Origin of the sequence: Sedimentitalea xiamensis (assembly GCF_030164465.1) — a bacterium.
In the GTDB taxonomy this organism is placed as follows: Bacteria; Pseudomonadota; Alphaproteobacteria; order Rhodobacterales; family Rhodobacteraceae; genus Sedimentitalea; species Sedimentitalea xiamensis.
In genome coordinates this window covers 259,209-285,659 of sequence record NZ_JASNJE010000001.1, presented here as the reverse complement: position 1 = coordinate 285,659, position 26,451 = coordinate 259,209, and the positions used below count along the sequence as shown (strand labels likewise).

At 63.3% G+C, this 26,451-nt stretch carries 23 protein-coding genes; 14 read left to right on the top strand and 9 right to left on the bottom strand.

The annotated features are described in order from the left end of the window. Nucleotides 1-4: 4 nt before the first annotated feature. Nucleotides 5-625 carry an RNA-binding protein gene (locus QO034_RS01295; RefSeq protein WP_284483684.1) on the top strand — a complete coding sequence of 207 codons (621 nt, stop codon included), beginning with the start codon at nt 5-7 and terminating at the stop codon, nt 623-625. A gap of 8 nt (nt 626-633) precedes the next feature. Beyond that, nucleotides 634-3,126 (top strand): translation initiation factor IF-2, encoded by a 2,493-nt coding sequence (infB, locus tag QO034_RS01290; protein WP_284483683.1) that lies wholly within the window; start codon nt 634-636, stop codon nt 3,124-3,126. Between the two features lie 74 nt (nt 3,127-3,200). Here infB and QO034_RS01285 read toward each other — a convergent pair whose 3' ends face one another. From QO034_RS01285 to QO034_RS01270, 4 genes are all read right to left on the bottom strand, one after another. Then, on the bottom strand, nt 3,201-3,335 hold the full coding sequence (locus tag QO034_RS01285) for a hypothetical protein (RefSeq protein WP_284483682.1): 135 nt from the start codon (nt 3,333-3,335) through the stop codon (nt 3,201-3,203). A gap of 169 nt (nt 3,336-3,504) precedes the next feature. Next, a complete protein-coding gene (locus QO034_RS01280) occupies nt 3,505-3,903 on the bottom strand; it encodes a (deoxy)nucleoside triphosphate pyrophosphohydrolase (protein WP_284483681.1) in 399 nt (132 codons plus the stop codon). Further along, the gene (argJ, locus tag QO034_RS01275; protein WP_284483680.1) at nt 3,900-5,126 is read right to left on the bottom strand and encodes a bifunctional glutamate N-acetyltransferase/amino-acid acetyltransferase ArgJ; all 1,227 of its coding nucleotides are present in this window, start codon (nt 5,124-5,126) and stop codon (nt 3,900-3,902) included. Before argJ ends, QO034_RS01280 begins: the two co-directional genes overlap by 4 nt. A 3-nt stretch (nt 5,127-5,129) precedes the next feature. Beyond that, nucleotides 5,130-5,981, bottom strand: a complete 852-nt coding sequence (locus QO034_RS01270; protein ID WP_284483679.1) for a peptidylprolyl isomerase — start codon at nt 5,979-5,981, stop codon at nt 5,130-5,132. A 173-nt stretch (nt 5,982-6,154) separates the two neighbouring features. Between QO034_RS01270 and secA the strand changes: the two genes are divergently transcribed. Continuing rightward, nucleotides 6,155-8,854 carry a preprotein translocase subunit SecA gene (secA, locus tag QO034_RS01265; protein WP_284483678.1) on the top strand — a complete coding sequence of 900 codons (2,700 nt, stop codon included), beginning with the start codon at nt 6,155-6,157 and terminating at the stop codon, nt 8,852-8,854. 110 nt (nt 8,855-8,964) lie between these two features. Beyond that, on the top strand, nt 8,965-9,906 hold the full coding sequence (locus tag QO034_RS01260; protein ID WP_284483677.1) for a hypothetical protein: 942 nt from the start codon (nt 8,965-8,967) through the stop codon (nt 9,904-9,906). 68 nt (nt 9,907-9,974) lie between these two features. On the opposite strand, the gene radC is transcribed toward QO034_RS01260, so the two are convergent. The 3 genes from radC to dnaK form a co-directional block, all read right to left on the bottom strand. Next, nucleotides 9,975-10,733, bottom strand: a complete 759-nt coding sequence (gene radC / locus QO034_RS01255; protein WP_407696703.1) for a RadC family protein — start codon at nt 10,731-10,733, stop codon at nt 9,975-9,977. A 186-nt stretch (nt 10,734-10,919) separates the two neighbouring features. Next, nucleotides 10,920-12,059: a molecular chaperone DnaJ gene (gene dnaJ / locus QO034_RS01250; protein WP_284483676.1), complete on the bottom strand. Its 1,140-nt coding sequence runs from the start codon at nt 12,057-12,059 to the stop codon at nt 10,920-10,922. Between the two features lie 76 nt (nt 12,060-12,135). Further along, nucleotides 12,136-14,049: a molecular chaperone DnaK gene (gene dnaK / locus QO034_RS01245; protein ID WP_284483675.1), complete on the bottom strand. Its 1,914-nt coding sequence runs from the start codon at nt 14,047-14,049 to the stop codon at nt 12,136-12,138. Nucleotides 14,050-14,262: 213 nt separating this feature from the next. On the opposite strand from dnaK, the gene QO034_RS01240 reads away from it, so the two are divergent. Continuing rightward, nucleotides 14,263-14,865 carry an alpha-ketoglutarate-dependent dioxygenase AlkB family protein gene (locus tag QO034_RS01240; RefSeq protein ID WP_284483674.1) on the top strand — a complete coding sequence of 201 codons (603 nt, stop codon included), beginning with the start codon at nt 14,263-14,265 and terminating at the stop codon, nt 14,863-14,865. Between the two features lie 7 nt (nt 14,866-14,872). Here the strand turns inward: QO034_RS01240 and QO034_RS01235 are convergent, their stop codons facing one another. Next, nucleotides 14,873-15,694, bottom strand: a complete 822-nt coding sequence (locus tag QO034_RS01235) for an ABC transporter permease (protein WP_284483673.1) — start codon at nt 15,692-15,694, stop codon at nt 14,873-14,875. A gap of 128 nt (nt 15,695-15,822) precedes the next feature. Between QO034_RS01235 and cysQ the strand changes: the two genes are divergently transcribed. The 9 genes from cysQ to QO034_RS01190 all read left to right on the top strand — a co-directional run bounded on the left by cysQ (nt 15,823) and on the right by QO034_RS01190 (nt 25,974). Continuing rightward, on the top strand, nt 15,823-16,620 hold the full coding sequence (gene cysQ / locus QO034_RS01230) for a 3'(2'),5'-bisphosphate nucleotidase CysQ (RefSeq protein WP_284483672.1): 798 nt from the start codon (nt 15,823-15,825) through the stop codon (nt 16,618-16,620). Then, nucleotides 16,620-17,420, top strand: a complete 801-nt coding sequence (locus QO034_RS01225; RefSeq protein ID WP_284483671.1) for a 3-deoxy-manno-octulosonate cytidylyltransferase — start codon at nt 16,620-16,622, stop codon at nt 17,418-17,420. Before cysQ ends, QO034_RS01225 begins: the two co-directional genes overlap by 1 nt. Continuing rightward, nucleotides 17,417-18,637, top strand: a complete 1,221-nt coding sequence (locus QO034_RS01220; protein ID WP_284483670.1) for a glycosyltransferase family 2 protein — start codon at nt 17,417-17,419, stop codon at nt 18,635-18,637. The genes QO034_RS01225 and QO034_RS01220 overlap by 4 nt, the downstream gene beginning before the upstream one ends. Nucleotides 18,638-18,771: 134 nt before the next feature. After that, entirely contained in the window at nt 18,772-19,665 is an 894-nt protein-coding gene (galU, locus tag QO034_RS01215; RefSeq protein WP_284483669.1) for a UTP--glucose-1-phosphate uridylyltransferase GalU, read from the top strand. 20 nt (nt 19,666-19,685) lie between these two features. Next, nucleotides 19,686-20,669 (top strand): UDP-glucose 4-epimerase GalE, encoded by a 984-nt coding sequence (gene galE / locus QO034_RS01210; RefSeq protein WP_284483668.1) that lies wholly within the window; start codon nt 19,686-19,688, stop codon nt 20,667-20,669. Between the two features lie 15 nt (nt 20,670-20,684). Beyond that, nucleotides 20,685-21,704 carry a glycosyltransferase family 2 protein gene (locus QO034_RS01205; protein WP_284483667.1) on the top strand — a complete coding sequence of 340 codons (1,020 nt, stop codon included), beginning with the start codon at nt 20,685-20,687 and terminating at the stop codon, nt 21,702-21,704. A gap of 145 nt (nt 21,705-21,849) precedes the next feature. Beyond that, complete coding sequence (locus QO034_RS01200) at nt 21,850-22,836, top strand: glycosyltransferase family 2 protein (RefSeq protein WP_407696709.1); 987 nt, start codon at nt 21,850-21,852, stop codon at nt 22,834-22,836. Further along, complete coding sequence (locus tag QO034_RS01195; protein WP_284483665.1) at nt 22,833-24,533, top strand: DUF5927 domain-containing protein; 1,701 nt, start codon at nt 22,833-22,835, stop codon at nt 24,531-24,533. The genes QO034_RS01200 and QO034_RS01195 overlap by 4 nt, the downstream gene beginning before the upstream one ends. Before the next feature lie 7 nt (nt 24,534-24,540). After that, nucleotides 24,541-25,974 (top strand): nodulation protein NodH, encoded by a 1,434-nt coding sequence (locus QO034_RS01190; protein ID WP_284483664.1) that lies wholly within the window; start codon nt 24,541-24,543, stop codon nt 25,972-25,974. Here the strand turns inward: QO034_RS01190 and QO034_RS01185 are convergent. Then, nucleotides 25,971-26,435: a PTS sugar transporter subunit IIA gene (locus QO034_RS01185; protein WP_284483663.1), complete on the bottom strand. Its 465-nt coding sequence runs from the start codon at nt 26,433-26,435 to the stop codon at nt 25,971-25,973. The two genes, QO034_RS01190 and QO034_RS01185, sit on opposite strands and share 4 nt — an antisense overlap. Nucleotides 26,436-26,451 lie beyond the last annotated feature (16 nt).

Here is a 26,451-nt window from a genome sequence, read left to right as displayed (position 1 = left end):
CCAGATGAGTCGCGGTGGTGCCTCGGAAGACCGCAGGGACGGTCCTGAAAGACGGTGTATCGTGACGGGCGAGGTGCAGCCGAAGCACGGGCTCATCCGTTTCGTGGCCGGACCGGACGGCGAGATTGTGCCGGACATCCGGGGCAAGCTTCCAGGGCGCGGTGTCTACGTTGCCGCCGACCGGGCGGCGCTCGAGAAAGCCGTAGCCAAAAAGCTCTTCGGCCGCGGGTTGAAGATGCAGGTTCGGGTAAGTGACGATCTGGTCGATGAAGTCGAACGGCAACTCGTCCGCCGTGTCATCGATACGATCAGCCTGGCCCGCAAGTCCGGCGACGCCGTTGCCGGCTATGAAAAGGTCAAGGACTGGTTGTCCAAGGAAGAAGCGGTGGTTCTCGTCCAGGCGGTGGACGGTTCGGGCCGCGGCAAATCGAAACTCAGCACGCCGCACTTCGGCCATTACATCGGCTGGCTGACGGCCGATGAACTGGGCATGGCATTTGGGCGGCAAACTGTGATACATGCGGCGCTCGCCTCTGGTGGACTCGCGCAACGTGTTGTAGAGGAGGCCCAGCGATTGCGGGGCGTGCGCAAAACGGAAGGCGGCAAGGGCCGCCTGGAAGGGTAAAGAGCTTTATGAGCGATACTGACGGCAAAAAGACATTGGGTCTGCGTGGGGGTTCCCGTCCGGGGAACGTGAAACAGAGTTTCAGCCACGGCCGGACAAAGAATGTCGTGGTCGAAACCAAGCGCAAGCGCGTTGTGGTTCCCAAACCCGGTGCCGGAAAATCAACTGCATCGGGCACCGCTCCTGCGGGGGACCCTTCCCGCCGTCCTGCCGGCATTACCGATGCGGAAATGGAACGCCGCCTGAAGGCGGTTCAGGCCGCCAAGGCGCGTGAGAGCGAAGAGGCTGCTCAGCGCGAGGCCGAAGAACGCGAACGCGCCGAAGAACGCGAACGCCGCCGTGCCGAAGCCGAAGCCAAGGAGCGCGAGGAAAAGGAACGCGAAGAGGCGCTGAAGGCCAAGGCCGAGGAAGAAGAACGCCAGAAGCGCGATGCCGAAGAGGCCGAGAAACGAGCCGCGGCCGCGCCTGCGGCTGACGAACCCGTTGCCGAAACACCGCGCGGCGGCGCCGGCAAGGGTGCCGCACCGGTGACGGCCCGCAAGGTCGAACGTGAACGCGAACAACGCCCGGCCAGGACAAAGGGCCGGGACGACGACGGCCGCCGTTCAGGCAAGCTCACCCTGAATCAGGCGCTCAGCGGCGGCGAAGGTGGCCGCCAGCGGTCGATGGCGGCGATGAAGCGCAAACAGGAGCGCGCCCGGCAGAAAGCCATGGGCGGTAATGTCGAGCGCGAAAAGATCGTGCGCGACGTGCAACTGCCCGAAGCCATCATCGTTTCGGAACTGGCGAACCGGATGGCCGAACGGGTCGGATCCGTCGTCAAGTCGCTGATGAACATGGGCATGATGGTCACGCAGAACCAGACGATCGACGCCGACACAGCGGAACTGATCATCGAGGAATTCGGGCACAACGTCGTCCGCGTATCGGATGCCGACGTCGAAGACGTGATCATGCATGTCGAAGACGATGAGACCAATCTGGAGCCGCGGCCGCCGGTCATCACCGTCATGGGACACGTGGACCACGGCAAGACCTCGCTGCTGGACGCGATCCGGAAAGCGAAGGTTGTGGCGGGCGAAGCCGGGGGCATCACCCAGCATATCGGCGCCTACCAGGTCAAGACCGAGGACGGTCAGTTGCTGACCTTCCTCGACACGCCGGGCCACGCCGCGTTCACCTCCATGCGGTCGCGCGGTGCGCAGGTGACGGACATCGTGGTTCTGGTCGTCGCGGCGGATGACGCCGTGATGCCGCAGACCATCGAGGCGATCAACCATGCCAAGGCGGCCAAGGTGCCGATGATCGTGGCGATCAACAAGATCGACCGTCATGAAGCCAACCCGGACAAGGTGCGCACGGATCTGTTGCAGCACGAAGTCATCGTGGAAAAGATGTCGGGCGACGTTCAGGATGTCGAAGTCTCCGCGATCACCGGGCAGGGACTCGACGAACTTCTGGAAGCCATCGCGCTGCAGGCGGAGATTCTCGAACTCAAGGCGAACCCGAACCGTGCCGCACAGGGCGCTGTGATCGAGGCAAAGCTCGATGTGGGCCGCGGGCCCGTCGCGACCGTGCTCGTGCAGAACGGCACATTGAAACAGGGCGACATCTTTGTCGTCGGTGAACAATGGGGCAAGGTCCGCGCGATGGAGAACGACAAGGGCGAACGGATCAAGGAAGCCGGACCTTCTGTTCCGGTCGAGGTCCTGGGCCTGAACGGCACCCCCGAAGCCGGCGATGTGCTCAACGTGACGGAAACCGAAGCGCAGGCGCGCGAAATCGCCGAGTACCGAGCGAATGCGGCCAAGGACAAGCGCGCCGCAGCCGGTGCCGCCACCACGCTGGAACAGCTGATGGCGAACGCCAAGGCCGACGAGAGCGTCAGCGAGCTGCCGATTCTGATCAAGGCCGACGTGCAGGGGTCCGCGGAAGCCATCGTTCAGGCGATGGAGAAGATCGGCAACGAAGAGGTGCGCGTGCGCGTGCTGCATTCCGGTGTCGGCGCGATCACCGAAACCGATGTCGGGCTCGCCGAAGCCAGCAATGCCCCGATCATGGGCTTCAATGTGCGCGCCAACGCGAGCGCGCGCAGCACCGCCAACCAGAAGGGTGTCGAGATCCGGTATTATTCCGTGATCTATGATCTCGTGGATGATGTGAAGGCGGCGGCCAGCGGTCTGCTGAGCGCCGAGATCCGCGAAAAGTTCATCGGCTATGCCGAGATCAAGGAAGTGTTCAAGGTCACGGGCGTCGGCAAGGTCGCCGGCTGTCTCGTCACCGAAGGCGTCGCGCGTCGTTCTGCCGGTGTGCGCCTGCTGCGCGACAACGTGGTCATCCACGAAGGCACGCTGAAAACGCTGAAGCGCTTCAAGGATGAAGTGGCCGAGGTTCAGTCGGGCCAGGAATGCGGCATGGCCTTCGAGAATTACGACGATATCCGTCCCAAGGATGTCATCGAAATCTTCGAGCGCGAGGAAGTCACGCGCACCTTGGACTAAACGATTGTCCAGACTGTATCGTCAGAGGACTCATCCCGGCCGGATGGGTCCTTTTTCATTGCGTTCCGGGGAATTCAGGCCGCAGGATTTATCGGCTTCCCTTCGTAGGTCGTGTTGCCGACACGAATGACGATGCGCCCGTCGGGCAGTGTCTTGACGAAAGTTCCCTGAATAAACACACAAGTCCCCATGATGATTGTGCGTAGCATGTCTTCTCCTCCGAAAGACGCGACGGTTTCAGGCTAAGCCACAAAAGTTTTACAAAGCACCTAAAATTTGTTCGAAAACCCGCGAAAAAACGCGGGTGTTGCAAAATAATTCATCGTTTTCTGCACCAATGCAACGCTGGATCGGGGCGCACCAGGGGTTTTCGGCGCCCTAAAGCCAATCGCGCAGGATCGAAACCAGCGGTTTATCCGCCGGTGGCATCGGGTAGTCCTTCAGGTTCTGCGGCCGAACCCAGGCCAGGGCCTGCCCCTCGTTTGAACGCGGAATGCCCTGCCATTTCCGGCAGGCGAACAACGGCATGAGAAGGTGGAAATCGTCATAGTTGTGGCTCGCGAATGTCAGCGGCGCGAGGCAGGAAGACCAGGTATTGATCGCCAGTTCCTCTTCCAGTTCACGGATCAGGGCCGCTTCGGGTGTTTCGCCCGGTTCGACCTTGCCGCCGGGAAATTCCCACAGTCCGGCCATCGATTTTCCCTCTGGCCGTTGGGCGAGCAGAACCCGCCCGTCCGTGTCGATCAGGGCGACGGCAGAGACCAGGACGGTTTTCAAGATCGGTAATCCGCGTTGATCTCGATGTAGCCGTGGGTCAGGTCGCAGGTCCAGACGGTTGCCGCGCCTTCGCCCAGTCCCAGCTCCACCGAGATGAGCAGGTTCTGCCCTTTCATATGCGCGGCCCCGTCCTCTTCGCGATAGCTCGGGCAGACCCATCCGTTTTCCGCCACAAGGACGTCGCCGAACCGGATGCTCAACCGGTCGCGATCCGCCGCCGCTCCGGATTTGCCGATCGCCATGACGATCCTCCCCCAGTTGGGGTCTTCACCCGCGATGGCCGTCTTCACCAGTGGGGAATTGGCGATCGACATGGCGTGGGTTCTTGCATCCGCCGCCGACGCGGCGCCGGTCACGCGGATCTCGACGAACTTGCTGGCGCCCTCGCCATCGCGCACGACCTGATGGGCCAGGTCCAGCATCACCCTGTGCAGGGCATCGGTGAAAACGGGGTTGTCGGTTGCATCGACACCGGACGCACCCGTCGCGCAGAGCATCAGGCTGTCCGACGTGGACGTATCGCTGTCCACGGTGATGCAATTGAAAGTCCTGTCGGTCAGATTGGACAAGACCGCTTGCAACCTGTCCTGCGCGACCATTGCATCCGTGAAGATATAGACCAGCATCGTCGCCATGTCGGGCGCGATCATGCCGGAGCCTTTCGCGATACCCGCAATGGTCACTGTCCGGCCGTCGATTTCGACCTGCGCCTGCGCGCCCTTCGGGAAGGTGTCCGTGGTCATGATCGCCCGCGCCGCATCTTCGATGCGCGCCGCGTCAAGACCGTCGTTCAGATCCTGAAGCTTCTGCACGATGCGGTCATGCGGAAGCGGTTCCCCGATCACGCCGGTCGATGCGGTGAAAACGCGATTGGCGGAAACGCCGGTGGCCATGGCGGTGGCCCGCGCGATCTCGTCCACCGAAGTCTGGCCGTAGTGACCGGTAAACGCGTTGGAATTGCCGGAGTTCACCAGAATCGCCGCGGGTCCGTCGGATGCGCCGCCCAGCTTGGCCTGGCAGTCCAGCACCGGCGCGGACCGGGTCGATGACCGGGTGAACACGCCGGCGATGCTGGTCCCCGCATCGAGGACGGCCAGCATGACATCGGTCCGTCCTGCATAGCGCACCCCAGCGGCCGCGGTCGCAAAGCGCACGCCGTCGACGGCCGGAAGATCCGGGAACCTTTCAGGGGCAAGCGGCGACCGCTTGGTGATTTTTGCCATGATTCAGTTTCCGACAAGGCCGAGATCAAGAAGGATTTCGGGGTTCAGATCGTCGATCACCGGGCGTTCGATATCCGCGTTCCGGGTCAGGTCCTCGATCCGCGCTTCCACCGCATCCTGGCGCAGTTTCTGAAGCAGTTCGTTACGCACCACGTCAAGTTCCGGAGCGGTTTTCTTGCGGGATTCGTTCAGGACGATGATATGCCAGCCGAACTGCGTCTGCACCGGGTCGGAAATTTCCCCGGCCGCCAGCGCGTTCACGGCGGCCTGGAATTCGGCAACCATGGCGCCGTCCGCGAACCAGCCGAGGTTGCCGCCGTTGGGGCCGGAAGGACCTGTCGACTTGGCCTTGGCGGTCTCGGCGAAATCCGCTCCGCCGTCCAGTTCGGCCTTGATGGCCTGCGCCTCTTCTTCGGTTTCGACCAGAATATGCGAGGCATCGTATTCGGTTTCACCGAAGCCATCGGCGTATTTCGCATCATAGGCGGCCCGGATCTCTTCGTCGCTGCCGACCCCGGTCATCACGGTCTCGATCGCAGCCGCGGCCAGCAGGGACCGGCGTTCGTTCTCAAGCGAGACCCGAACCTGGTCGGGAACCTCGGCGTCGCGCGATTGCATCAGCGCCGTCTGCTGGATCAGCTGGTCCAGAATGGCATTGTACAGAACGTCCGCGGGAACCTGCTGGTATTGTTCCGGCAAGGTAGCGCGCGCGATGATCATATGCGCCAGGGTGATATCTTCGCCGTTCACCCGCGCGACGACCGTGTCCGCATCGACCACCGACTCGGCTGCCGCGGGCAGCGCCAGAGCGGAGCAGATTGCGATCACGGACATGAAAGTGAAGCGTTTGGGCATGAAATCTTCCTATTCGGGGGCCGCGACAGGGCGCGGCGTTGACACTGTTTCACCCGGCCCTTACATCGCCTTGTGGCCTATGCAGCGCCGTCTTTCTTCCCCGTATCTATGGGTTGCAGGCAGGGCGGGCAAGCCTGCACCAATGAGTAAAAGTCAGATTGGCTGGAGAGATCATGCTGGGATTCGGAACTATCGCCAAAAAGGTGTTCGGAACACCGAACGACCGGAAAATCAAGGCGACGCGACCCTTGATCGATCAGATCAACGCGCTGGAACCCGATTTCGAGAAACTGACCGACGACCAGCTGAAAGAAAAGACCGCGGATCTGCGCAAACGCGCCCTTGACGGAACCAGCCTTGACGACCTTCTGCCCGAAGCCTTTGCGAACTGCCGCGAGGCCGCTCGGCGCGCCCTTGGCCTGCGGGCCTTCGACGTGCAGCTGATGGGCGGTGTGTTCCTGCACCAGGGCAATATCGCCGAGATGAAGACCGGCGAAGGCAAGACGCTAGTCGCGACCTTTCCGGCCTATCTGAACGCGCTGACCGGCAAGGGCGTGCATGTTGTCACGGTCAACGATTATCTGGCCCGGCGCGACAGCGAATGGATGGGCAAGGTCTTTGCCATGCTTGGCATGACCACCGGTGTGATCTACCCGAACATGAACCCGGCCGACAAGATGGGCGCCTATACCAGCGACATCACCTATGGCACCAACAACGAATTCGGCTTCGACTATCTGCGGGACAACCTCAAATCGGATCTGTCCGAAGTGCTTCAGAAACAGCACAACTTCGCCATCGTGGACGAGGTCGACAGCATCCTGATCGACGAGGCGCGCACGCCGCTGATCATTTCCGGCCCCGCCGAAGACCGGTCGGAACTCTATCAGAAGATCGACGCCGTGATCCCGTCCCTGTCCGACGATCATTTCACGATCGACGAGAAGACACGCAATGTCACCTTTACCGACGATGGCAACGAGTTTCTCGAAGAACAGCTGCATGCCCGCGGTCTGCTCGATCCGGGCCAGTCGCTGTATGATCCGGAAAGCACGACGATCGTGCACCATGTGAACCAGGGCCTGCGCGCGCACAAGCTGTTCCAGAAGGACAAGGAATACATCGTGCGCGATGGCGACGTCGTGCTGATCGACGAATTCACCGGACGCATGATGGCCGGGCGCCGTCTGTCCGAAGGCCTGCATCAGGCAATCGAAGCCAAGGAAGGCGTCAAGATACAGCCGGAAAACGTCACGCTCGCCTCGGTCACGTTTCAGAACTACTTTCGGCTTTACGACGGATTGTCCGGCATGACCGGAACCGCGGTCACGGAAGCCGACGAATTCCAGGAAATCTATGGGCTGGGCGTCGTCGAGGTCCCCACCAACCGCGAAATCGCCCGGATCGACGAGGACGATCAGGTCTATCGCACCGCGCGCGAGAAATACGAGGCGATGATCGAAGAGATCAAGGCGGCGAACGCGAAAGGGCAGCCGGTCCTCGTCGGCACGACGTCGATCGAGAAATCGGAAATGCTGAGCCAGATGCTCACCGCGGCGGGAATCGAGCATAACGTCCTGAATGCGCGGCAGCACGAGAAGGAAGCGCAGATCGTCGCCGATGCCGGACGCCTGGGCGCCGTCACCATCGCGACCAACATGGCCGGACGCGGCACCGACATCCAGCTCGGCGGCAATGTCGAACTCAAGGTGCTCGCCGCGCTCGAAGAGAATCCGGATGCCGACCCGGCGGAACTGCGCGCTGCCGAAGAGGCGCGGCATGCCGAGGAAAAGCAGAAGGTGATCGACGCCGGAGGGCTCTATGTCATGGCGTCCGAACGCCATGAAAGCCGCCGCATCGACAACCAGTTGCGCGGCCGGTCCGGCCGCCAGGGCGATCCCGGCCGAACGGCATTCTATCTCAGCCTTGAAGACGACCTGATGCGGATCTTCGGGTCGGATCGTCTGGACAAGGTTCTGAAGACGCTCGGCCTGAAGGAGGGCGAAGCGATCGTGCACCCCTGGGTGAACAAGTCGCTGGAACGCGCGCAGGCCAAGGTCGAGGCGCGCAACTTCGATATGCGCAAGAACGTTCTGAAATTCGATGACGTGATGAACGATCAGCGCAAGGTGATCTTCGAACAGCGCCGCGAAATCATGGCGGCCAAGGATCTGTCCGATATCACCGCGGACATGCGCGCGCAGGTGATCGACGACCTGATCGACACCTACATGCCGCCAAAGACCTATGCGGATCAGTGGGATACCGAAGGGCTTTATGCCCAAGTCATCGAAAAGCTGGGCGTCGATGTGCCGGTGATGGAATGGGCGGCGGAAGAGGGCGTCGACGACGAGGTGATCCGGGACCGTCTGCTCAAGGCGACAGACGAGATGATGGCCAAGAAGGCTGTCGCCTTCGGTCCGGAAACCATGCGCGACATCGAAAAGCAGATCCTGTTGCAGACCATCGACAGCAAATGGCGGGAACATCTTCTGACGCTGGAGCACCTGCGGTCGGTCGTCGGGTTCCGCGGCTATGCGCAACGCGATCCTCTGAATGAATACAAGACCGAAGCGTTCCAGTTGTTCGAAGGTCTGCTGGACGGGCTGCGCGAAAGCGTGACCCAGAACCTTGCGCAGATCCGGCCGCTGTCGCCCGAGGAACAGCAGCAGATGATGGCGCAGATCGCCGCGCAGCAGGCGAGACTGAACCAGGCGGCGGCTGAACCCGAAGGTTCGCCTGCCCAGGACGCGGCCCCCAGGGAGGGGTTCGTCGAAGACGATCCCGCGACCTGGGGTAACCCCGGCCGCAATGAAAAATGCCCCTGCGGCAGCGGCAAGAAGTTCAAGCATTGCCACGGCAGCGTTCTCTGAACGGTTTGATCAGCGCGTCAGATTGACTCCCGAAAGCGGCCACATACCGGCCGCTTTTGCGTGAGACGGTTGTCCGGACCTGAATGACCGGACGGTGCAAGATGTCAGACATGCGCAAAATCGTATTGATGGGCGGGATACTGTCCTGCGCTCTGGGCGCGGGGTTCTTCTTCTTGCAGGGCCATTCACTGACATCGGCGCAAGCGGAGCGCCTGGGTTCGGCCTATCTGGATCCGATCGCACCGATACCGGAACCGGGGTCCGGCCGGGCGGCAAAGGCAATCCTCATGACGCCCCGGACCGAGATCGGTTCGCCGGATGTCCCGCGGGCCGCGGCCCCGCTTCCGCCGGTCGCCGCCAGCGAGCAGAACTGCGCTCTGACGGCAACCGCGACGCCGTCCGACATGGCAACGGTTGTTCTGACCGTGGCTGCTCCCTGTCATGGCCATGAACGCATTGTCCTTCACCATGACGGCTTGGAATTTGCCGAGGTGCTGGACAAATCGGGCAAGCTGACGGTGCGTGTGCCGGTGTTGAACGAGAATGTCGTGATCCTTGCCCGAACCCGGTCGGGGCAACGAGGTATTGCCGTTGCAAGAGTGCCGTCGCTTGCGAAATATGACCGCTTTGTCTTGCAGTGGACGGGCACAGGCGATTTTCAGTTCCATGCGCCGGGCAGTGATGCAGAAACCGATGCCCGTGATTACCTGTGGTCGGCGTCCGCGTCCCGGAAAGGCGCGGAAACGGATGCGACACCGGTTGCAGCGGTGATACCGCTGGGCAATCCTGCCGGTTCCGCGCCGAAAGTGGCGAAGGTCTATACCATTCCGGCGGGGCTGAGGACCCGGTCCGGGGACATGGGGCTGGTGGTGGAAGCCGAGGTCACTGCCGATACCTGCGGGCGCGACATAGCCGCTCGCTCGCTGGATCTGCGCCGGAACATGCGGCCGAGGGCCCGCGATATCGTTCTGTCCATGCCCGACTGTTCCGCCGTCGGAGAGTTTCTTGTGCTGAGCAACCTGACCGAAGATCCGATGGTTTCCAACCAGTAGGCGCACCCTGATCCGGCCTGCCCGACCCCGCAGGGCACCGGCTACCTGGAATGCTTAGTCTCTGAATTCTAAAGATAACCTTGTGCGCGAAAGCTGAGTTCGGTGGATTTTCCGATGATCAGGTGATCGTGCAGGGTCAGCCCCAGCGCGGCGCAGGCGGCCTGCACCCGGTTCGTCATGTCGATGTCTGCCTCTGACGGCGTCGGGTCGCCGGAGGGATGATTATGCACCAGGATGAGGGCCGAGGCGTTCAGTTCCAGCGCGCGTTTCGCCACTTCGCGCGGGTAGACAGGCACATGATCGACCGTTCCGCGCGCCTGTTCCTCGTCCGCGATCAGCACGTTCTTGCGGTCGAGATACAGCACGCGGAACTGTTCGGTCTCGCGATGGGCCATGGTGGTGTGACAATAGTCGATGATCGCGTCCCAACTGGAAATGACGTGGGTTTTCAAAACTTTGGAGCGGGCCATGCGGTGCGCCGCAGCCTCGAGGATCTTGAGATCGGCCACCACCGCGTCGCCGACGCCCTTGATGCGGGCGAGCCGGTCGGGCGGGGCGGCGAGAACCCTGTTGAAGTCTCCGAACGCGTCGAGCAGGGCGCGGGCGAGCGGTTTGACGTCACGGCGCGGGATCGACCGGAACAGCACCAGTTCCAGCAGTTCGTAATCGGGCATCGCCGCCGCGCCGCCCTGCATGAACCGGTCGCGCAGGCGTTGCCGGTGATCGGCGATATAGGAGGGCAGCCGCCCGCCCGGAAGCGGGGTGACGGGGACCTCGTCGCTGTCAAACAGCATGGGCGCTTCGTGAAAGGAGTGGCCGTTGGTCATGGGGCGACGATCCGCCCGCGAGGTGAATATCCGGTTAATGCCCGCCCGCGCCGGCGGCGAAACGGGGGTGTGCCAGGCGTACATACGCTGTGCATATCGCGTGCATCGCGGTCGTCGGGCACAAAAAACGCCGGCCTGTCGGGGCCGGCGTCGGTTCGCAGCGTTTTGGTGGGCGCGGTGGCGTGGTCAGCCCTTCATCCCGTCCCAGAAGGACTTGACGGAGGAGAAGAAGGTCTTGGATTCGGGATTGTTGTCTTCGCTCAGATCCTCGAACTCGCGCAGCAGTTCCTTTTGCCGGCTGGTCAGGTTGACCGGGGTCTCGACGGCCAGTTCGATGAACATGTCGCCGATGCCGCCGCCGCGCAGGGCGGGCATGCCCTTGCCGCGCAGGCGCATCTGGCGGCCCGACTGGCTGCCCGCAGGGATCTGCACCCGGCCGCGGCCACCGTCGATCGTCGGCACCTCGATCGCGCCGCCGAGCGCCGCCTTGGCCATGCTCACGGGCACGCGGCAATAGAGGTTGGTGCCGTCGCGTTCGAACAGGTCGTGGGCCTGGACCTCCACGAAGATGTAGAGATCGCCCGGTGGCCCGCCGCGCATCCCGGCTTCGCCTTCGCCGGCGAGACGGATGCGGGTGCCGGTTTCGACGCCGGCGGGAATGTTGACGTTCAGCGCCCGGTCCTTTTCGACCCGGCCCTGTCCGCCGCAGGTCTTGCAGGGATTCTTGATGATCTGCCCGAGACCCGAGCAGGTCGGGCAGGTGCGCTCGACGGTGAAGAAGCCCTGTTGTGCGCGGACCTTGCCCATGCCGGAACAGGTCGGGCAGGTCGTCGGTTCCGCGCCGCCTTCGGCACCGTTGCCGTCACAGGCGGAACAGGCCACGGCGGTGGGCACATGGATCGATTTCTGGAGGCCGGAATAGGCGTCTTCCATGGTGACGCGCAGGTTGTAGCGCAGGTCGGAGCCGCGCGCCGCGCGCCGTCCGCCGCCGCGCTGACCGCCCATGAAATCGCCGAACAGATCGTCGAAAACATCGGAGAAGGCGGAGGAGAAATCGCCGCCGCCAAAGCCATGGCCCGGACGCGGGCCGCCGCCCCCGCCTTCGAAAGCGGCGTGGCCATAGCGGTCATAGGCGGCCTTCTTGTTCGCGTCCTTGAGGATCTCGTAGGCTTCGTTGGCTTCCTTGAACTGGCTTTCCGCCTTCGGGTTGTCCGAATTGCGGTCCGGGTGCAGTTCCTTGGCCTTGCTGCGGTAGGCTTTCTTTATTTCGTCCGCCGATGCGCCCTTGGACACGCCGAGCACGTCATAGAAATCACGTTTGGACATCTCGTCGTCCTCCTGTCTGAACGGCAGAGGGCCGACCCGTTTTCCAGGCCGGCCCGTCCAGGTTCAGGCCCGTGCCTCAGGCACGCTTGTCATTGTCCAGGTCTTCGAATTCGGCGTCGACGATGTCGTCGTCATCCGCCGCCCCGCCCGCATCGGCCGCCACGGGTTCCTCTTCGCTTTCCTGGCTGGCCTTGTAGATGGCTTCGCCCAGTTTCATCGCCGCTTCGGTGACGTTCTGGATGCCGGACTTGATCTTGTCGGCATTGTCGGTTTCCAGCTCGTCCTTGAGCGCGGCGATCGCCAGTTCGATGGCTTCGACCGTGGTCGGATCCACCTTGTCGGAATGCTCTTCGATCGATTTCTCGGTCGAATGGATGATGCTTTCCGCGTGGTTCTTCGCCTCGATCAGCTCGCGGCGCGCCTTGTCGGATTCGGCGTTTTCCTCGGCGTCCTTGACCATTTTCTCGATGTCGGCATCCGACAGACCGCCCGACGCCTGGATCGTGATCTTCTGTTCCTTGCCGGTGCCCTTGTCGAGCGCGCCGACCGACACGATGCCGTTGGCGTCGATGTCGAAGGTGACTTCGATCTGCGGCATGCCGCGCGGGGCCGGCGGGATGTTTTCAAGGTTGAACTGACCGAGGATCTTGTTGTCGGCGGCCATTTCGCGTTCGCCCTGGAATACCCGGATGGTCACGGCGTTCTGGTTGTCTTCGGCGGTCGAGAAGATCTGCGATTTCTTGGTCGGGATCGTCGTGTTGCGGTCGATCAGGCGCGTGAACACGCCGCCGAGCGTTTCGATGCCGAGGCTGAGCGGGGTCACGTCCAGCAGAACCACGTCTTTCACGTCACCCTGAAGCACGCCGGCCTGGATGGCGGCGCCCATGGCGACGACCTCGTCCGGGTTCACGCCCTTGTGGGGTTCCTTGCCGAAGAACTTGGTCACTTCCTCGATCACCTTGGGCATCCGGGTCATGCCGCCCACGAGAACGATCTCGTCCACGTCACCGGCCGACATGCCCGCATCCTTGAGCGCGGCCTTGCAGGGCGCGAGCGATTGCTTGATCAGGTCGCCGACCAGCTGTTCGAGCTTTGCGCGGGTCAGTTTCATCACCAGGTGCAGCGGCTGGCCGCCTTTCGGGTCCATCGAGATGAACGGCTGGTTGATTTCGGTCTGGTTGGCGCTGGACAGTTCGATCTTGGCCTTTTCGGCGGCTTCCTTCAGGCGCTGGAGGGCCATCTTGTCCTTGGTCAGGTCGACGCCGTTTTCCTTTTTGAATTCGTCCGCCAGGTAGTTGACGATGCGCATGTCGAAGTCTTCGCCACCCAGGAAGGTGTCGCCGTTGGTCGATTTCACTTCGAACAGGCCATCGTCGATTTCCAGGATGGTCACGTCGAAGGTGCCGCCGCCAAGGTCGTAGACCGCGATGGTGTGGGTGTTTTCCTTGTCCAGACCATAGGCCAGCGCGGCGGCGGTGGGTTCGTTGATGATCCGCAGCACTTCGAGACCGGCGATCTTGCCGGCGTCCTTGGTGGCCTGGCGCTGGGCGTCGTTGAAATAGGCGGGCACGGTGATGACGGCCTGCTTCACTTCTTCGCCGAGATAGCTTTCGGCGGTTTCCTTCATCTTGCCGAGGATGAAGGCGGAAATCTGGCTGGGGCTGTATTTTTCGCCCTTGGCGCGCACCCATGCGTCGCCGTTGCCGCCGTCGATGACTTCGAACGGCAGGTTCTTCTTGTCCTTGGCGAGATCCTTGTCGTCGTTGCGGCGACCGATCAGGCGCTTGACGCCGAAGATGGTGTTGTCTGGGTTGGTCACGGCCTGGCGTTTCGCCGGCTGGCCGACCAGGCGTTCGTCATCCGTGAAGGCGACGATCGACGGGGTGGTGCGGGCGCCCTCGGCGTTTTCGATCACGCGGGGCTTGCTGCCGTCCATGATGGCGACGCAGCTGTTCGTGGTGCCAAGGTCGATTCCGATTACTTTGCTCATCTTTGATCCCTTCTTGCTTCAAGGCGATTACCCGAGGTCTGAACCCGTTTCGGCATCCTGACCCCGATCCACAGGCACGGCCGCGGTTCCGCTCACCGTGCGTCCCGGCGTATATAGGGAGCGCATCGGGGGGCTGCAACCATCGACGCGCGTCCGATTTCGCGAATCCGGGCGAATTATTCAGGCGTTCTGTTAAGGAGTGGAAAACGGCGGATGGCAAGGCTCGAACTGCGCGGCGCCGGGATCTTCAAGGGGTTTCTGCCGCCGCCGGAGCAGGCGCGGATCGTGGAGGAGGTGCGCCAGATCCTGCGCGCGGCGCCGCTGTTCGCGCCGCAGACATCCCTTGGCAGGCCGATGTCGGTGCGGATGTCTTCCGCGGGCCGTTTCGGCTGGTATTCGGACCGGGCCGGGTATCGCTATGTCACGCATCATCCCGGCGGCGCGGCCTGGCCGGACATCCCGGCCGGAATCCTGCGGATCTGGGACGAGGTGACCGGGCTGTCGCGGCAACCGGAGTGCTGCCTGGTCAACTGGTATGGCGAAGGCGCGCGCATGGGACTGCACCAGGACCGGGACGAGGCGGATTTCTCCTGGCCGGTGGTGTCGGTGTCGCTGGGCGACGACGGGCTGTTCCGGATCGGCAGCCGCACGCGGGGCGGCAAGACGGAATCGGTCTGGCTGACGTCGGGCGACGTGGTGGTCATGGGCGGCGCGGCGCGGTTGGCCTATCATGGCGTCGACCGGATCCGGTTCGGATCGTCCCGCCTGCTGCCGGCGGGCGGGCGGATCAATCTGACGCTGCGGGTCGTGACCTGAGCCGGGTTCAGCGGCGCGCGCCCCAGCTGACCGAGACGTGGCGGCGGGTGTAGAATTCGCCCATCAGGCCGATCATCACCAGCACGACGCCGACCCAGGCAGCGTATTCCCAGTTGCTGTAATGCGGGTTGTAGTTGATGAAAATGAAGCCGCGCGCTTGGTCGATGGTGTGAAACAGCGGGTTCCAGTCGAACATGGCGAGCATGAAGCCGGGCAGCGTGTTGGCCAGGAACATCTTGCCCGAGGCGATGACGTTGGCGCGCTGGTAGATGGTGGTCATGATGCCGACCGCGGTGGGAAACCAGGGTTTCAGCACCAGGAAGATCAGGCCGACCGCACAGCCGGTGAACCACGCGAGCAGCATCATCCCGTAGGCGGCGATGGGCTGGTCGATCTCCACCGGCGTGAAGGCGGCGTGATAGATGTAGAGGATCGCGAGCATCGACAGGGTCTGCACGTAAAGCGAGCCCAGCGCCGCCGCGGCGATGGCGACGATCGTGTTCATCGGGGCGTGCTGCATCATCGGGGAATTCGGCCCCTCGGCCCCCGCCACGGCGCTCACCGCCTTGGCGTGGCACATGAACAGGAAGATGCCCGACATGACATAAAGCAGGAAATCGCCGCGCACCGCGGTGCTGCGCAGGCCCAGGACGATGAACATGAAATAGAAGACCAGCACGAACAGCACCACCTGGAGCATGTTCCGCAGGATGGCGACAAAGGCGTTCCTGTCGGATTTGCGGATGCTGCGCACGATGGAATGGAAGATCAGTTCCATCATCTGGGTCGCGCCGGCCGCCCTGGTCCGGCGTCTGGAGTATCTGAACATCGACCGCGATCCCGTGAAACAGTGAGTCAGGCAATCCTGACACTGAATTCTTGCCGTTCCGTTGCCGGCGCAGCATAAGAGTGCGACCGCGACACATCAACATGCCAAACCGTGACTGGAGCAGCCGAGTGACCTATGACACCCTTATCCCCGTGATCCGAAGACTGGCGCTGGAGGCCGGCGACAAGATCATGGAGATCTACGATGCCGACGATTTCGACGTGAAGGTCAAATCCGACGACAGCCCGGTGACGGCGGCGGACGAGGCGGCGGATGTGATCATCTCGGCCGGTCTGCGCGCCGCCTTTCCCGACATGATGCTGGTGACCGAGGAACAGGCCGACAGTCACAGCGCGCGCGGCGACACGTTCCTGATCGTCGATCCGCTGGACGGCACCAAGGAGTTCATCCACCGCCGCGGCGATTTCACGGTGAATATCGCCCTGGTCGAAAACGGCGTTCCGACGCGGGGCGTGGTCTATGCCCCGGCCAAGGGGCGCATGTTCTACACCCTGGCGGACGGGCAATCGGTCGAGGAGACCGGGGCGCTCGACAAGGGCTCTGCCGGACCGACCAGCCCGATCCGCGTGGCGAAGCCCGACAACGCGGCGCTGATGGTGGTGGCGTCCAAGTCGCACCGCGACCAGGCCACCGACGATTACATCGGAAAATACGCGGTCAAGGACATGAAGAGCGCGGGATCCTCGCTGAAATTCTGCCTGGTGGCGACCGGCGAGGCGGATCTCTATCCGCGGGTCGGGCGCACCATGGAATGGGACACGGCGGCAGGGCATGCGGTTCTGGCCGGCGCCGGCGGCAGCGTCGTGCGCTTTGACGATCACAGCCCGCTGACCTATGGCAAGCCGGGCTACGCCAACCCGTTCTTCATCGCCCATGCGCCGGGCGTCGGTCTGAAGGAGGCGTGATGCCGGTCCTGGTCGCCATCCCGGCGCGGTTCGCGTCGACCCGCTATCCGGGGAAACCGCTTGTTCCGCTGACCGGGGCAACGGGCGTTTCGCGCAGCCTCATCGAACGGTCCTGGCGCGCCGCGCGGGAGGTGTCGGGTGTCGACCGCGTCGTCGTGGCGACCGATGACGCGCGTATCCGGGAAGCCTGCGAGGCGTTCGGGGCCGAGGTGGTGATGACCTCTTCGGACTGCGCCAACGGAACCGAACGCTGCGCCGAAACCCACGCGGCGCTGGGCGGAGGGTTCGACATCGTGGTGAACCTTCAGGGGGATGCGCCGCTGACGCCGCACTGGTTCATCGAGGATCTGGTCGCCGGGCTGCGCGCCGCCCCCGATGCGGGCGTGGCCACGCCGGTGTTGCGCTGCGACGGGGCGGCGCTGAACGGGTTTCTCGCGGACCGGCGCGAGGGCCGCGTCGGCGGAACCACGGCCGTCTTCGCCGCGGATCACAGCGCGATGTATTTCTCCAAGGAGGTGATTCCCTTCACCTCCCGGCGCTACGGCGACGACGAGGAGACGCCGGTGTTCCACCATGTCGGTGTCTATGCCTACCGACCGGATGCGCTGGCGGCCTATCCGGCCTGGCCCACCGGCCCGCTCGAACAGCTGGAAGGGCTGGAGCAGTTGCGCTTCATGGAGAACGGCCGCAAGGTTCTGTGCGTCGAGGTCGAGGCGCGGGGCCGCCAGTTCTGGGAGCTGAACAATCCCGAGGACGTGCCGCGGCTGGAGCGGATGATGCGCGAGATGGGTCTGGAATGAGCGATGCGCTGACGGTCAGCGTGGTGATCGTCAGCAGGCAACGGCCGGAAGCCCTGCGCCGGTGCCTGACCGGGGTGGCGCAGTTGATGTATCATCGCTTTGAAGTGGTGGTCGTTGCCGATCCGGACAGTTGCACGGCGATGCGTGATTTGCCCCAGGCGGCGCATGCCAGGCTGGTCGCATGCGACACCGCCAATGTTTCGGCGGCGCGCAATGTCGGAATCGAATCCGCCGCCGGGGAGATCGTGGCCTTCATCGACGATATTTCGGTGCCGGAACCGACGTGGCTGCATTACCTGATCGCGCCCTTTGCCCGGCAGGAGGTCGTGGCGGCGGGCGGTTTCGTGCGGGGCCGCAACGGCATTTCGTTCCGGAACAAGGCGGAATGGGTCGACAGAACCGGAAAGACCGGGCCGATCGAACTGGCGGGAGAGGGCAGCGTGATGTTTTCGGCCACCGCGGACCGGGCGATCCGGACCGTGGCCACCAACATGGCGGTGCGCCGGTCGGTCCTGGCGGATATCGGCGGCTTCGATCCGGTGTTTCGCACCGGCCTGGGGGACACGGACCTCAATCTGCGGCTGGCCGACCTGGGACATTGCACCGCGATTGCACCGCTGGCGCAGGTCCATCGCGGCGCCAATGACGTGCGGCGCGCGAAGGGAGTTGCGCGGGACCTGTCCGATCTGGGGGAAAGCTGGGCGGTGTTCCTGCGCAAACATTGCGATGAAGCGCGGCTGCCCGATCTGTTGCGCCGCCTGAAGGCGGATCAGCGCCGCCGCGCTTTGACCCGGATGATCGATGGCAGGCTTGAGCCGCGCGACGTGCGCCGGCTGATGGAAAGCTTCGAGAGGGGATGGCGCGCCGGACTGGCGCGGGAGCGCGCGCTCATGCCGCGGCTGGCGCATCCGAAGGAGGCCTTTCGCCCCTTCGTCTGGCAAAAGCTCGGGCCGCCATCGGTTCTGAGCGGCCGCTTCTGGTCCCGTTCGCGTCTTCGGGCGCAGGCATTGGCGAAAAATGGCTCGGTCACAGTGATCCGATTGTCGCCGACCGGGTTGTTTCATAAGGTCCGATTCACCAACGACGGGTATTGGGAACAGACTGGCGGCATGTTCGGCAAGAGCGAAAGAACCCAACCCCTGATTTCCTTCTGGACGTTCGGTCGGCGTGTGCGTTCGGAGATCGACCGGATCCGCGAAGTGCGGGGATTGCAATGACTGTCGGAAAAGCAACAGAAAGCGGAACGTGATGCCAGGCCGGTTGAAACAAGTTCGCGGATGTGACTTGTCATCAAAAGGTGTAACAGTACGCCGTGTATTGTAGTCGTGAATTGTTGAACCAAGGAAGACCCATGACCAGAAAAGTAACGAAAGCCATTTTTCCAGTTGCAGGGATGGGAACGCGGTTCCTGCCTGCGACCAAATCGGTCCCGAAGGAAATCATGACGCTCGTCGATCGCCCGCTGGTTCAGTATGCCATCGACGAGGCCCGCGCCGCCGGGATCAAGGAGTTCATCTTCGTCACGTCCCGGGGCAAGGGCGCGCTGGAGGATTATTTCGACAACGCGCCGATGCTGGAGCAGGAATTGCGCAGCAAGGGCAAGACGGAACTGCTGAAGATCCTCAAGAGCACCGACATGGAAAGCGGGGCCATCGCCTATATCCGCCAGCACAAGGCCCTGGGTCTTGGCCATGCGGTGTGGTGCGCCCGCCGTCTGATCGCCAACGAACCTTTCGCGGTGCTGCTGCCGGACGACGTGATCGCCGCCGAAACCCCCTGTCTTCAGCAGATGATGGAAGCCTACGCCGAAACCGGCGGCAACATGGTCGCCGCGATGGAAGTGCCGCCGGAACGGGCGTCTTCCTATGGCGTGCTCGACGTGTCCGAGGACATGGGTTCGATCGTGTCGGTCAAGGGCATGGTCGAGAAGCCGAAGGCCGAAGAGGCGCCGTCGAACCTGGCGGTCATCGGCCGCTACATCCTGAGCCCGTCGGTTCTGCGCAACCTCAACCAGATGAGGCAGGGCGCGGGCGGTGAAATCCAGCTGACCGATGCGATCGCCAAGGATATCGAGAACAGCGTTCCCGTCCATGGCTACCGCTTCCGTGGACAACGGTTCGACTGCGGCTCCAAGGCGGGTTTCCTGCAGGCGACGGTCGCCTTCGCTCTTGCACGGGACGATCTGCGCGATGAACTGTCGCGGTATCTGCGGGAAATGGTGCAACTGGACAAGGCCGCCGAATAGGCCGGCGCGGAGACTCGTCAGTGAAGACCATTCTTGTGACCGGCGGCGCGGGCTATATCGGTTCGCATGCCTGCAAGGCTCTGGCGGCGGCGGGATACAGGCCCGTCACCTATGACAACCTGGTGACGGGATGGCGGGATGCGGTGAAGTTCGGGCCGTTCGAGCAGGGCGACCTGCTGGACCGCGCCCGGCTGAACGAGGTATTCGCGCAATACCGCCCCGCCGCCGTGATGCATTTCGCCGCCCTCAGCCAGGTTGGCGAGGCGATGGCGGAGCCGGGGAAATACTGGCGCAACAACGTGAGCGGGTCGCTGTGCCTGATCGAAGCCGCGGTCGAGGCCGGCTGCCTGGATTTCGTCTTTTCGTCTACCTGCGCCACCTATGGGGACCACGACAACGTGGTTCTGGACGAGGATACGCCGCAGGCGCCGCTGAATTCCTATGGCGCGTCCAAACGCGCGATAGAGGATATCCTGCGGGACTTCGAGGCGGCGCACGGGCTGCGGCACGTGATCTTCCGGTATTTCAACGTGGCCGGGGCGGACCCGGAGGCCGAAGTCGGCGAATTCCACCGCCCGGAAACCCATCTTGTGCCGCTGATGCTGGACGCCATCGATGGCAAGCGGGATGCCCTGACGGTCTTTGGAACCGACTATGACACGCCCGACGGCACCTGTATCCGGGATTATGTGCATGTCTGCGACCTGGTGGATGCGCATGTCCTGGGGTTGAACTGGCTGGAACGGGGCAAGGGCAGCCGGGTGTTCAACCTCGGAACCGGAACGGGCTTTTCCGTGCGCGAGGTGATCGACCATTCCCGGTCCGTCACCAATCGCGACGTGCCGATCGTCATCGGACCCCGGCGCGGCGGCGATTGCACGAAGCTGGTGTCGGGGTCGGTCCGGGCCGAGCGGGAGCTCGGCTGGTCGCCGACCCGATCGTCGTTGCAGACGATGATCGCGGACGCCTGGCGCTGGCACCAGGCGGGTCACTACGACAGATAGGGGCGACCCTGCGGCATGATCGACCTTTCGGACCTCCGCCGTCGCTATCGCCGCCGCCTGCACCGCAAGCGTCTCTTGTGGCGGGCCTTCCGCAAGCGGCGGGAGCTGCGGATCGTGTCGGACCGGCGGGGCGCCATCGCGGCCAAGGACGTTCTTGCGCTGTCGGTGATGCGTAATGAGCACCTGCGCCTGCCGTTCTTTCTGGAACATTACCGCAAGCTGGGCGTCGGCCATTTCCTGATCGTCGACAATGGCAGCACCGACGGAACCGGCGAACTGCTTTCCGCGCAACCGGATGTGACGGTCTGGCGCACCGAAGCCAGCTATCGCGCCGCGCGGTTCGGGATGGATTGGCTGAACTGGCTGCTGCGCCGCCACGCGCGGGGCCGATGGGCCGTGGTGGCGGATGCCGACGAACTGCTGATCTATCCCGACTGGGACAATCGCGACCTGCGGAGCCTGACCGGATGGCTGGACCGGCGGGGGATCGAAAGCATGGGCGCGATGATGCTCGAACTCTATCCCAGGGGCCGGCCGGGAACGCATTGCTACCGCGCCGGACAGGACCCGACGGAGATCGCCGGCTGGTTCGACGCCCATGGCTATTGGGCCCAGCGGAAACCGAATTTCCAGAACGTGTGTCTGAAGGGCGGTGTCCGGGCGCGGTGTTTCTTTGCGGAGGATCCGGACCGCGCACCGTTCCTGAACAAGGTGCCGCTGGTCCGGTGGCGCGCCACGACAGCCTATGTCAATTCGACCCATATGCTGTTGCCGGTCGCCCTGAACCGGCTGCACGGAACCGCGGGTGCCGACCGTCCGTCCGGCCTGCTGCTGCACACGAAATTCCTGCCCGACGCCCCTGCGCGGGCGGAAACCGAAAAACGCCGCCAGGAGCATTTCACCGATGCCGGCTATTACGACGTCTATTATGACGCGGTGAGCCGGGACCCGGATCTCTGGGAGGCGGAGTCCACCAGATATGAGGGCTGGCGGCAACTTGTCGATCTCGGTTTGATGGAGCGCGGGCCATGGTAGCTTGACGCCGCAATGGCCCCATTGCGATGACGCCGGCAACAAGTAATAAAGTGTCAGTAAATCGCCGATATGCAGTAGCTGCACGGTGAATCCGAAGGCCGGGGGCAAAAAGGGCAGCGGCGTGAGTATTCTGGAATCCTACCGGATGCGGTTGGCGCGCAAGCGTCTGCGGCTGCGCGCCTTGCGGAAATCCCTGGAATTGCGCCCGGTGGCCGACCGCACAGGGCAGATCGCGCCGCAGGATATTCTCTTGTTCTGCACCCTCAGGAACGAGGCTGTCCGCCTGCCCTATTTCCTTGAATATTACAGAACCCTGGGCGTCGGCCATTTCCTGATCGTCGACAATGGCAGCGACGACGGGTCGGCGGATTACCTCGCCGACCAGAGCGATGTTTCGCTTTGGCGCACGGACGCGAGTTACAGCCGGTCGCGGTTCGGCATGGACTGGGTCACGTGGCTTCAGATCCGGCATGCCCACGGCCACTGGACGCTGGTCGTCGATCCGGACGAATTCCTGATCTATCCGTTCTGCGACACCCGGCCGTTGCGCGCCCTCACCGATTGGCTCGACGCGTCGTCGATCAAGTCCTTCGGCGCGATGCTTCTGGACATGTACCCCAAGGGGACGCTGGACGCGCGCCGCTACACGGCCGGGAGCGACCCGCTGGAGATCGCCTGCTGGTTCGACAGCGGGAATTACACGATCAGGAAGAACCGGAAGTTCGGAAACCTGTGGATTCAGGGGGGACCGCGCAGCCGGGCTTTTTTTGCCGGCGCGCCGGAAAAGGCGCCGGCGCTGAACAAGATCCCGCTGGTGAAATGGGATCGGCGCTATGCCTATGTCAGTTCGACCCACATGCTGCTGCCGCGGGGATTGAACCAGGTCTATGACGAATGGGGTGGCGAAAAGGCAAGCGGTGTCTTGCTGCATGCCAAGTTTCTCGACATGTTCGCGGACAAGGCGGCGGAAGAACTGACGCGAAACCAGCACTATGCGGCCTCGGCGGAATACAGGGCCTATGCGGCGAGCCTTCCGGCGCAACCGGACCTGTGGTGCGGGCGGAGCGAGAAATACGTCAACTGGCGGCAGATCGAGATCCTCGGCCTGATGTCCAAGGGAAGCTGGGCATGACGGTCGGAATCGTGATGCTGGTGCATGACGGCCTGGAACGGGCCGAACAGGTCGTGCGCCACTGGACCGCCGCCGGATGTCCGGTGGTACTGCATGTGGATCGCAACACGCCGGATCAGGCGTTTCGCGCCTTCGAGGCGGCGCTCGGGCATGACCCCCTGGTCCGGTTCTGCAAGCGCCATCGCTGCCAATGGGGAACCTGGGGAATCGTTGCCGCAACCCAGGCCGCGTCGGAATTGATGCTCGAAACCTTCGGTCAGGTGGATCACGTCTACCTGTCCTCCGGGTCCTGCCTGCCGTTGCGTCCGGCGCGGGACCTGGCGGAGTATCTGAAGGCCCGTCCGCGCACGGATTTCATCGAGAGCGCGACGACGGAGGATGTGCCCTGGACGGTCGGCGGGCTGGACGAGGAACGGTTCACGCTGCGTTTTCCGTTTTCCTGGCGCCGGAACCGCAGGCTGTTTGACCGCTATGTCGCATTGCAGCGCCGTCTCGGTCTGCGCCGGCGCATCCCGCCCGGCCTCGTGCCGCACATGGGAAGCCAGTGGTGGTGCCTGACCCGACGGACCTTGTCCGCCATATTGCAGGACCCGAACAGGCCGGTCTATGACCGCTATTTCCGGCGGGTCTGGATCCCCGATGAAAGCTATTTCCAGACCCTTGCCCGGCTCTTTTCCGGCAAGATCGAAAGCCGTTCCCTGACCCTGTCCAGGTTCGATTTTCAGGGCAAGCCGCATATCTTCTACGACGATCACCTCAAGCTGCTCCGGCGGTCCGGGTTTTTCGTCGCCCGCAAGGTCTGGCCCGGTGCGGACGGTCTTTACCGCGCATTCCTGTCCGGTGGCCAAACCGGGACATCGACGGTTGAACCCGATCCCGGTGCGATCGACCGGATATTTTCCAGGGCCGTCGACCGGCGGACCTCGGGACGGCCGGGACTGTACATGCAGAGCCGGATGCCCCGGCCGGGATGGGAGAAGGGGATCACGGCCAACGCCTATTCGGTGTTTCAGGGGTTCGACGCGATTTTCGGCAGTTTCGATCACTGGCTGGCGAAAGCGACCGGCGCCTGTGCGCACGGGCATCTTTTCGCGGCGGAGAAGGTCGAGTTCGCCGCGGGTCATGCCGTGGCGCGCGGTGCCCTGAGCGATAGCGCCGCCAAGCGCGACTATGCGCCGGAGGCGTTTCTGACCAGCCTGATCTGGAACACGCGCGGCGAACGGCAGTGTTTCCAGTTCGCGCCGTCGGACCGGCAGCAGATTGCGCCGTTTCTCGCGCGGGACCGCAATGCCAGGATCCATGTGATTTCCGGCGCCTGGGCTGTCCCCCTGTTTCAGTCGAACCGGAACTTCGCCGATCTGCGTAGAGAGGCCGCGCGGCTTCAGAAGATCGAGAGCGCATTCCTGAAGCTGCTGCGGTCCGGACAATCCCAGGCCCATGTCAGGATCTGGACCATGGCCGAGTTCGTCGAGAACCCGATGGAGCCCCTGCAACAGATCATCTCCGAAACCGGAGAGGCGCCCGTGCGGAACCGCCTGACGGAAGTTCCGATCATGGCGGACCTGTCGGGGTTCGGACAGTTTCTCCAGAACCTGAAGAACCAGGGAATGCACCCCTATCTCACCGGCGATTTCCCGGTCGATACGGTCCCGGTCGACACGACGCCCGAAGCTGCCAGACCCTATCTGGTGCGGTGATCGCGGGATGTCCGGCGCCTTCGACTATTTCGTGCTGCTTGCGGAAATGCGCACCGGGTCCAATTTCCTGGAAACCAACCTGAATGCCATCGACGGATTGTCCTGCCACGGGGAAGCGTTCAATCCGCATTTCATCGGATATCCCAGGCGACAGGAAATTCTGAAGGTGACGCGGGCGCAGAGGGACACGGACCCTGCCCGGCTGATCGACGCGATCCGGCAAGACCCGGACGGATTGGGCGGCTTTCGCTTCTTTCACGATCATGACCCGCGCGCGCTCGACCTGTTTCTGGACGATCCCCGTTGCGCCAAGATCATTCTGACGCGAAACCCGTTGGACAGCTATCTTTCGCTGAAGATCGCACAGGCGACCGGGCAGTGGAAACTCACGGATGCGAACCGCCGGAAGGCCGGTCAGGCGGTTTTCGACGGGACCGAGTTCGAAACCCATGTCCGGGAACTGCAGGCGTTTCAACTTCGGATCCTGAACCGGCTGCAGATCAGCGGCCAGACGGCGTTCTATCTTGCCTATGAAGACCTGCAGGAGATCGAGATCCTCAACGGGCTGGCGAAATGGCTTGGGGTTTCCGGCCGGTTGTGTCGCCTCGATCAGAGCCTGAAACCGCAGAATCCGGTGCCGATCGATCAGAGGGTGGAGAATTTCGCGGAGATGTCGGCGGCGCTGGAACGGCTGGATCGCTTCGATCTGACCCGCACCCCGAATTTCGAACCCCGGCGCGGACCGGGGATTCCGACCTATGTCGCCGCGTCGCGGTCCGGACTGATCTACATGCCTTTGTGCGGGCAAGCGGATGCGGCCGTCCTTACCTGGATGGCGGAGCTGGATGGGGTCGGCGTTCAGGACCTGCCGACCGGTCTGTCGCAGAAGCAGCTGCGCCAGTGGAAACGCGAACATCCCGCGCATCGCAGTTTCACCGTGTTGAAACATCCGGTCGCGCGGGCGCATGCGGTGTTCTGCGAACAGGCTCTGAATGCCGGACCCGGATCGAACCCGCAGGTTCGACAGATCCTGCGGCGGCAATGCGATGTCGATCTGCCGGATCACCCAGAAGGGGAAAGCCTTGCCCGCGCGGTCCACCGAAAGGCTTTCGACGCCTTTCTCGGTTTCGTGAAGACCAGTATCGCAGGGCAAACGGCGGTTCGCCTGGATCCGGCCTGGGGCACGCAGGCGGCGGCCCTGGCGAATTTCGGTGCGTTCGCACTGCCCGATCACATCCTGAGAGACAGCGAACTGCCCCGGATGCTGCCGTTTCTGCTACCGGAAAAAACGTCGGTCCCGACGTTTCGGGACCTTGGCGGAGCGCCGCCGGCGGCCTGCCGCCTTGCCGATATCTACGACGGCTCGCTGGAATCGCGCGTCGCGGATGTCTACCGGCGGGATTACATGATGTTCGGATTCGGCCCCTGGCGGAAAGCCTAGGCAGCCTGTACGGATTCGGACCCGGTCAGCAGCGCGTAGAGAGTGCTTGGATCGGGGTTTGCGCGCAGTTTGGAGCAGAGCGCGGATTCGCGCAGGGTGCGCGACACCAGTGCGAGCGCTTTCAGATGTTCCGCACCCGCGTTTTCGGGCGCGAACAAGGCAAAGGCGATATCGACCGGCTGTCTGTCGACGGCACCGAAGTCGATCGGCTTTTCCAGCATAATGAACGCCCCCACGACCCGATCCAGCTTCGGCAGCCGCGCATGCGGAAGCGCGACGCCATGGCCCACACCTGTCGGGCCAAGGCTTTCGCGTTCAAGCAGCGCTTCGACGGTCGCGGCGGCATCGAGTCCATGGACGCCATGCGCTATGTCGCCGAATTCCTGAAACAGGCGTTTCTTGCTGGAAGCCGCCGCAAACACCTTTACGGCTTCTGGCTTTAGGATGCCGGACAGATCCATTTGTCATCGTCTCCAC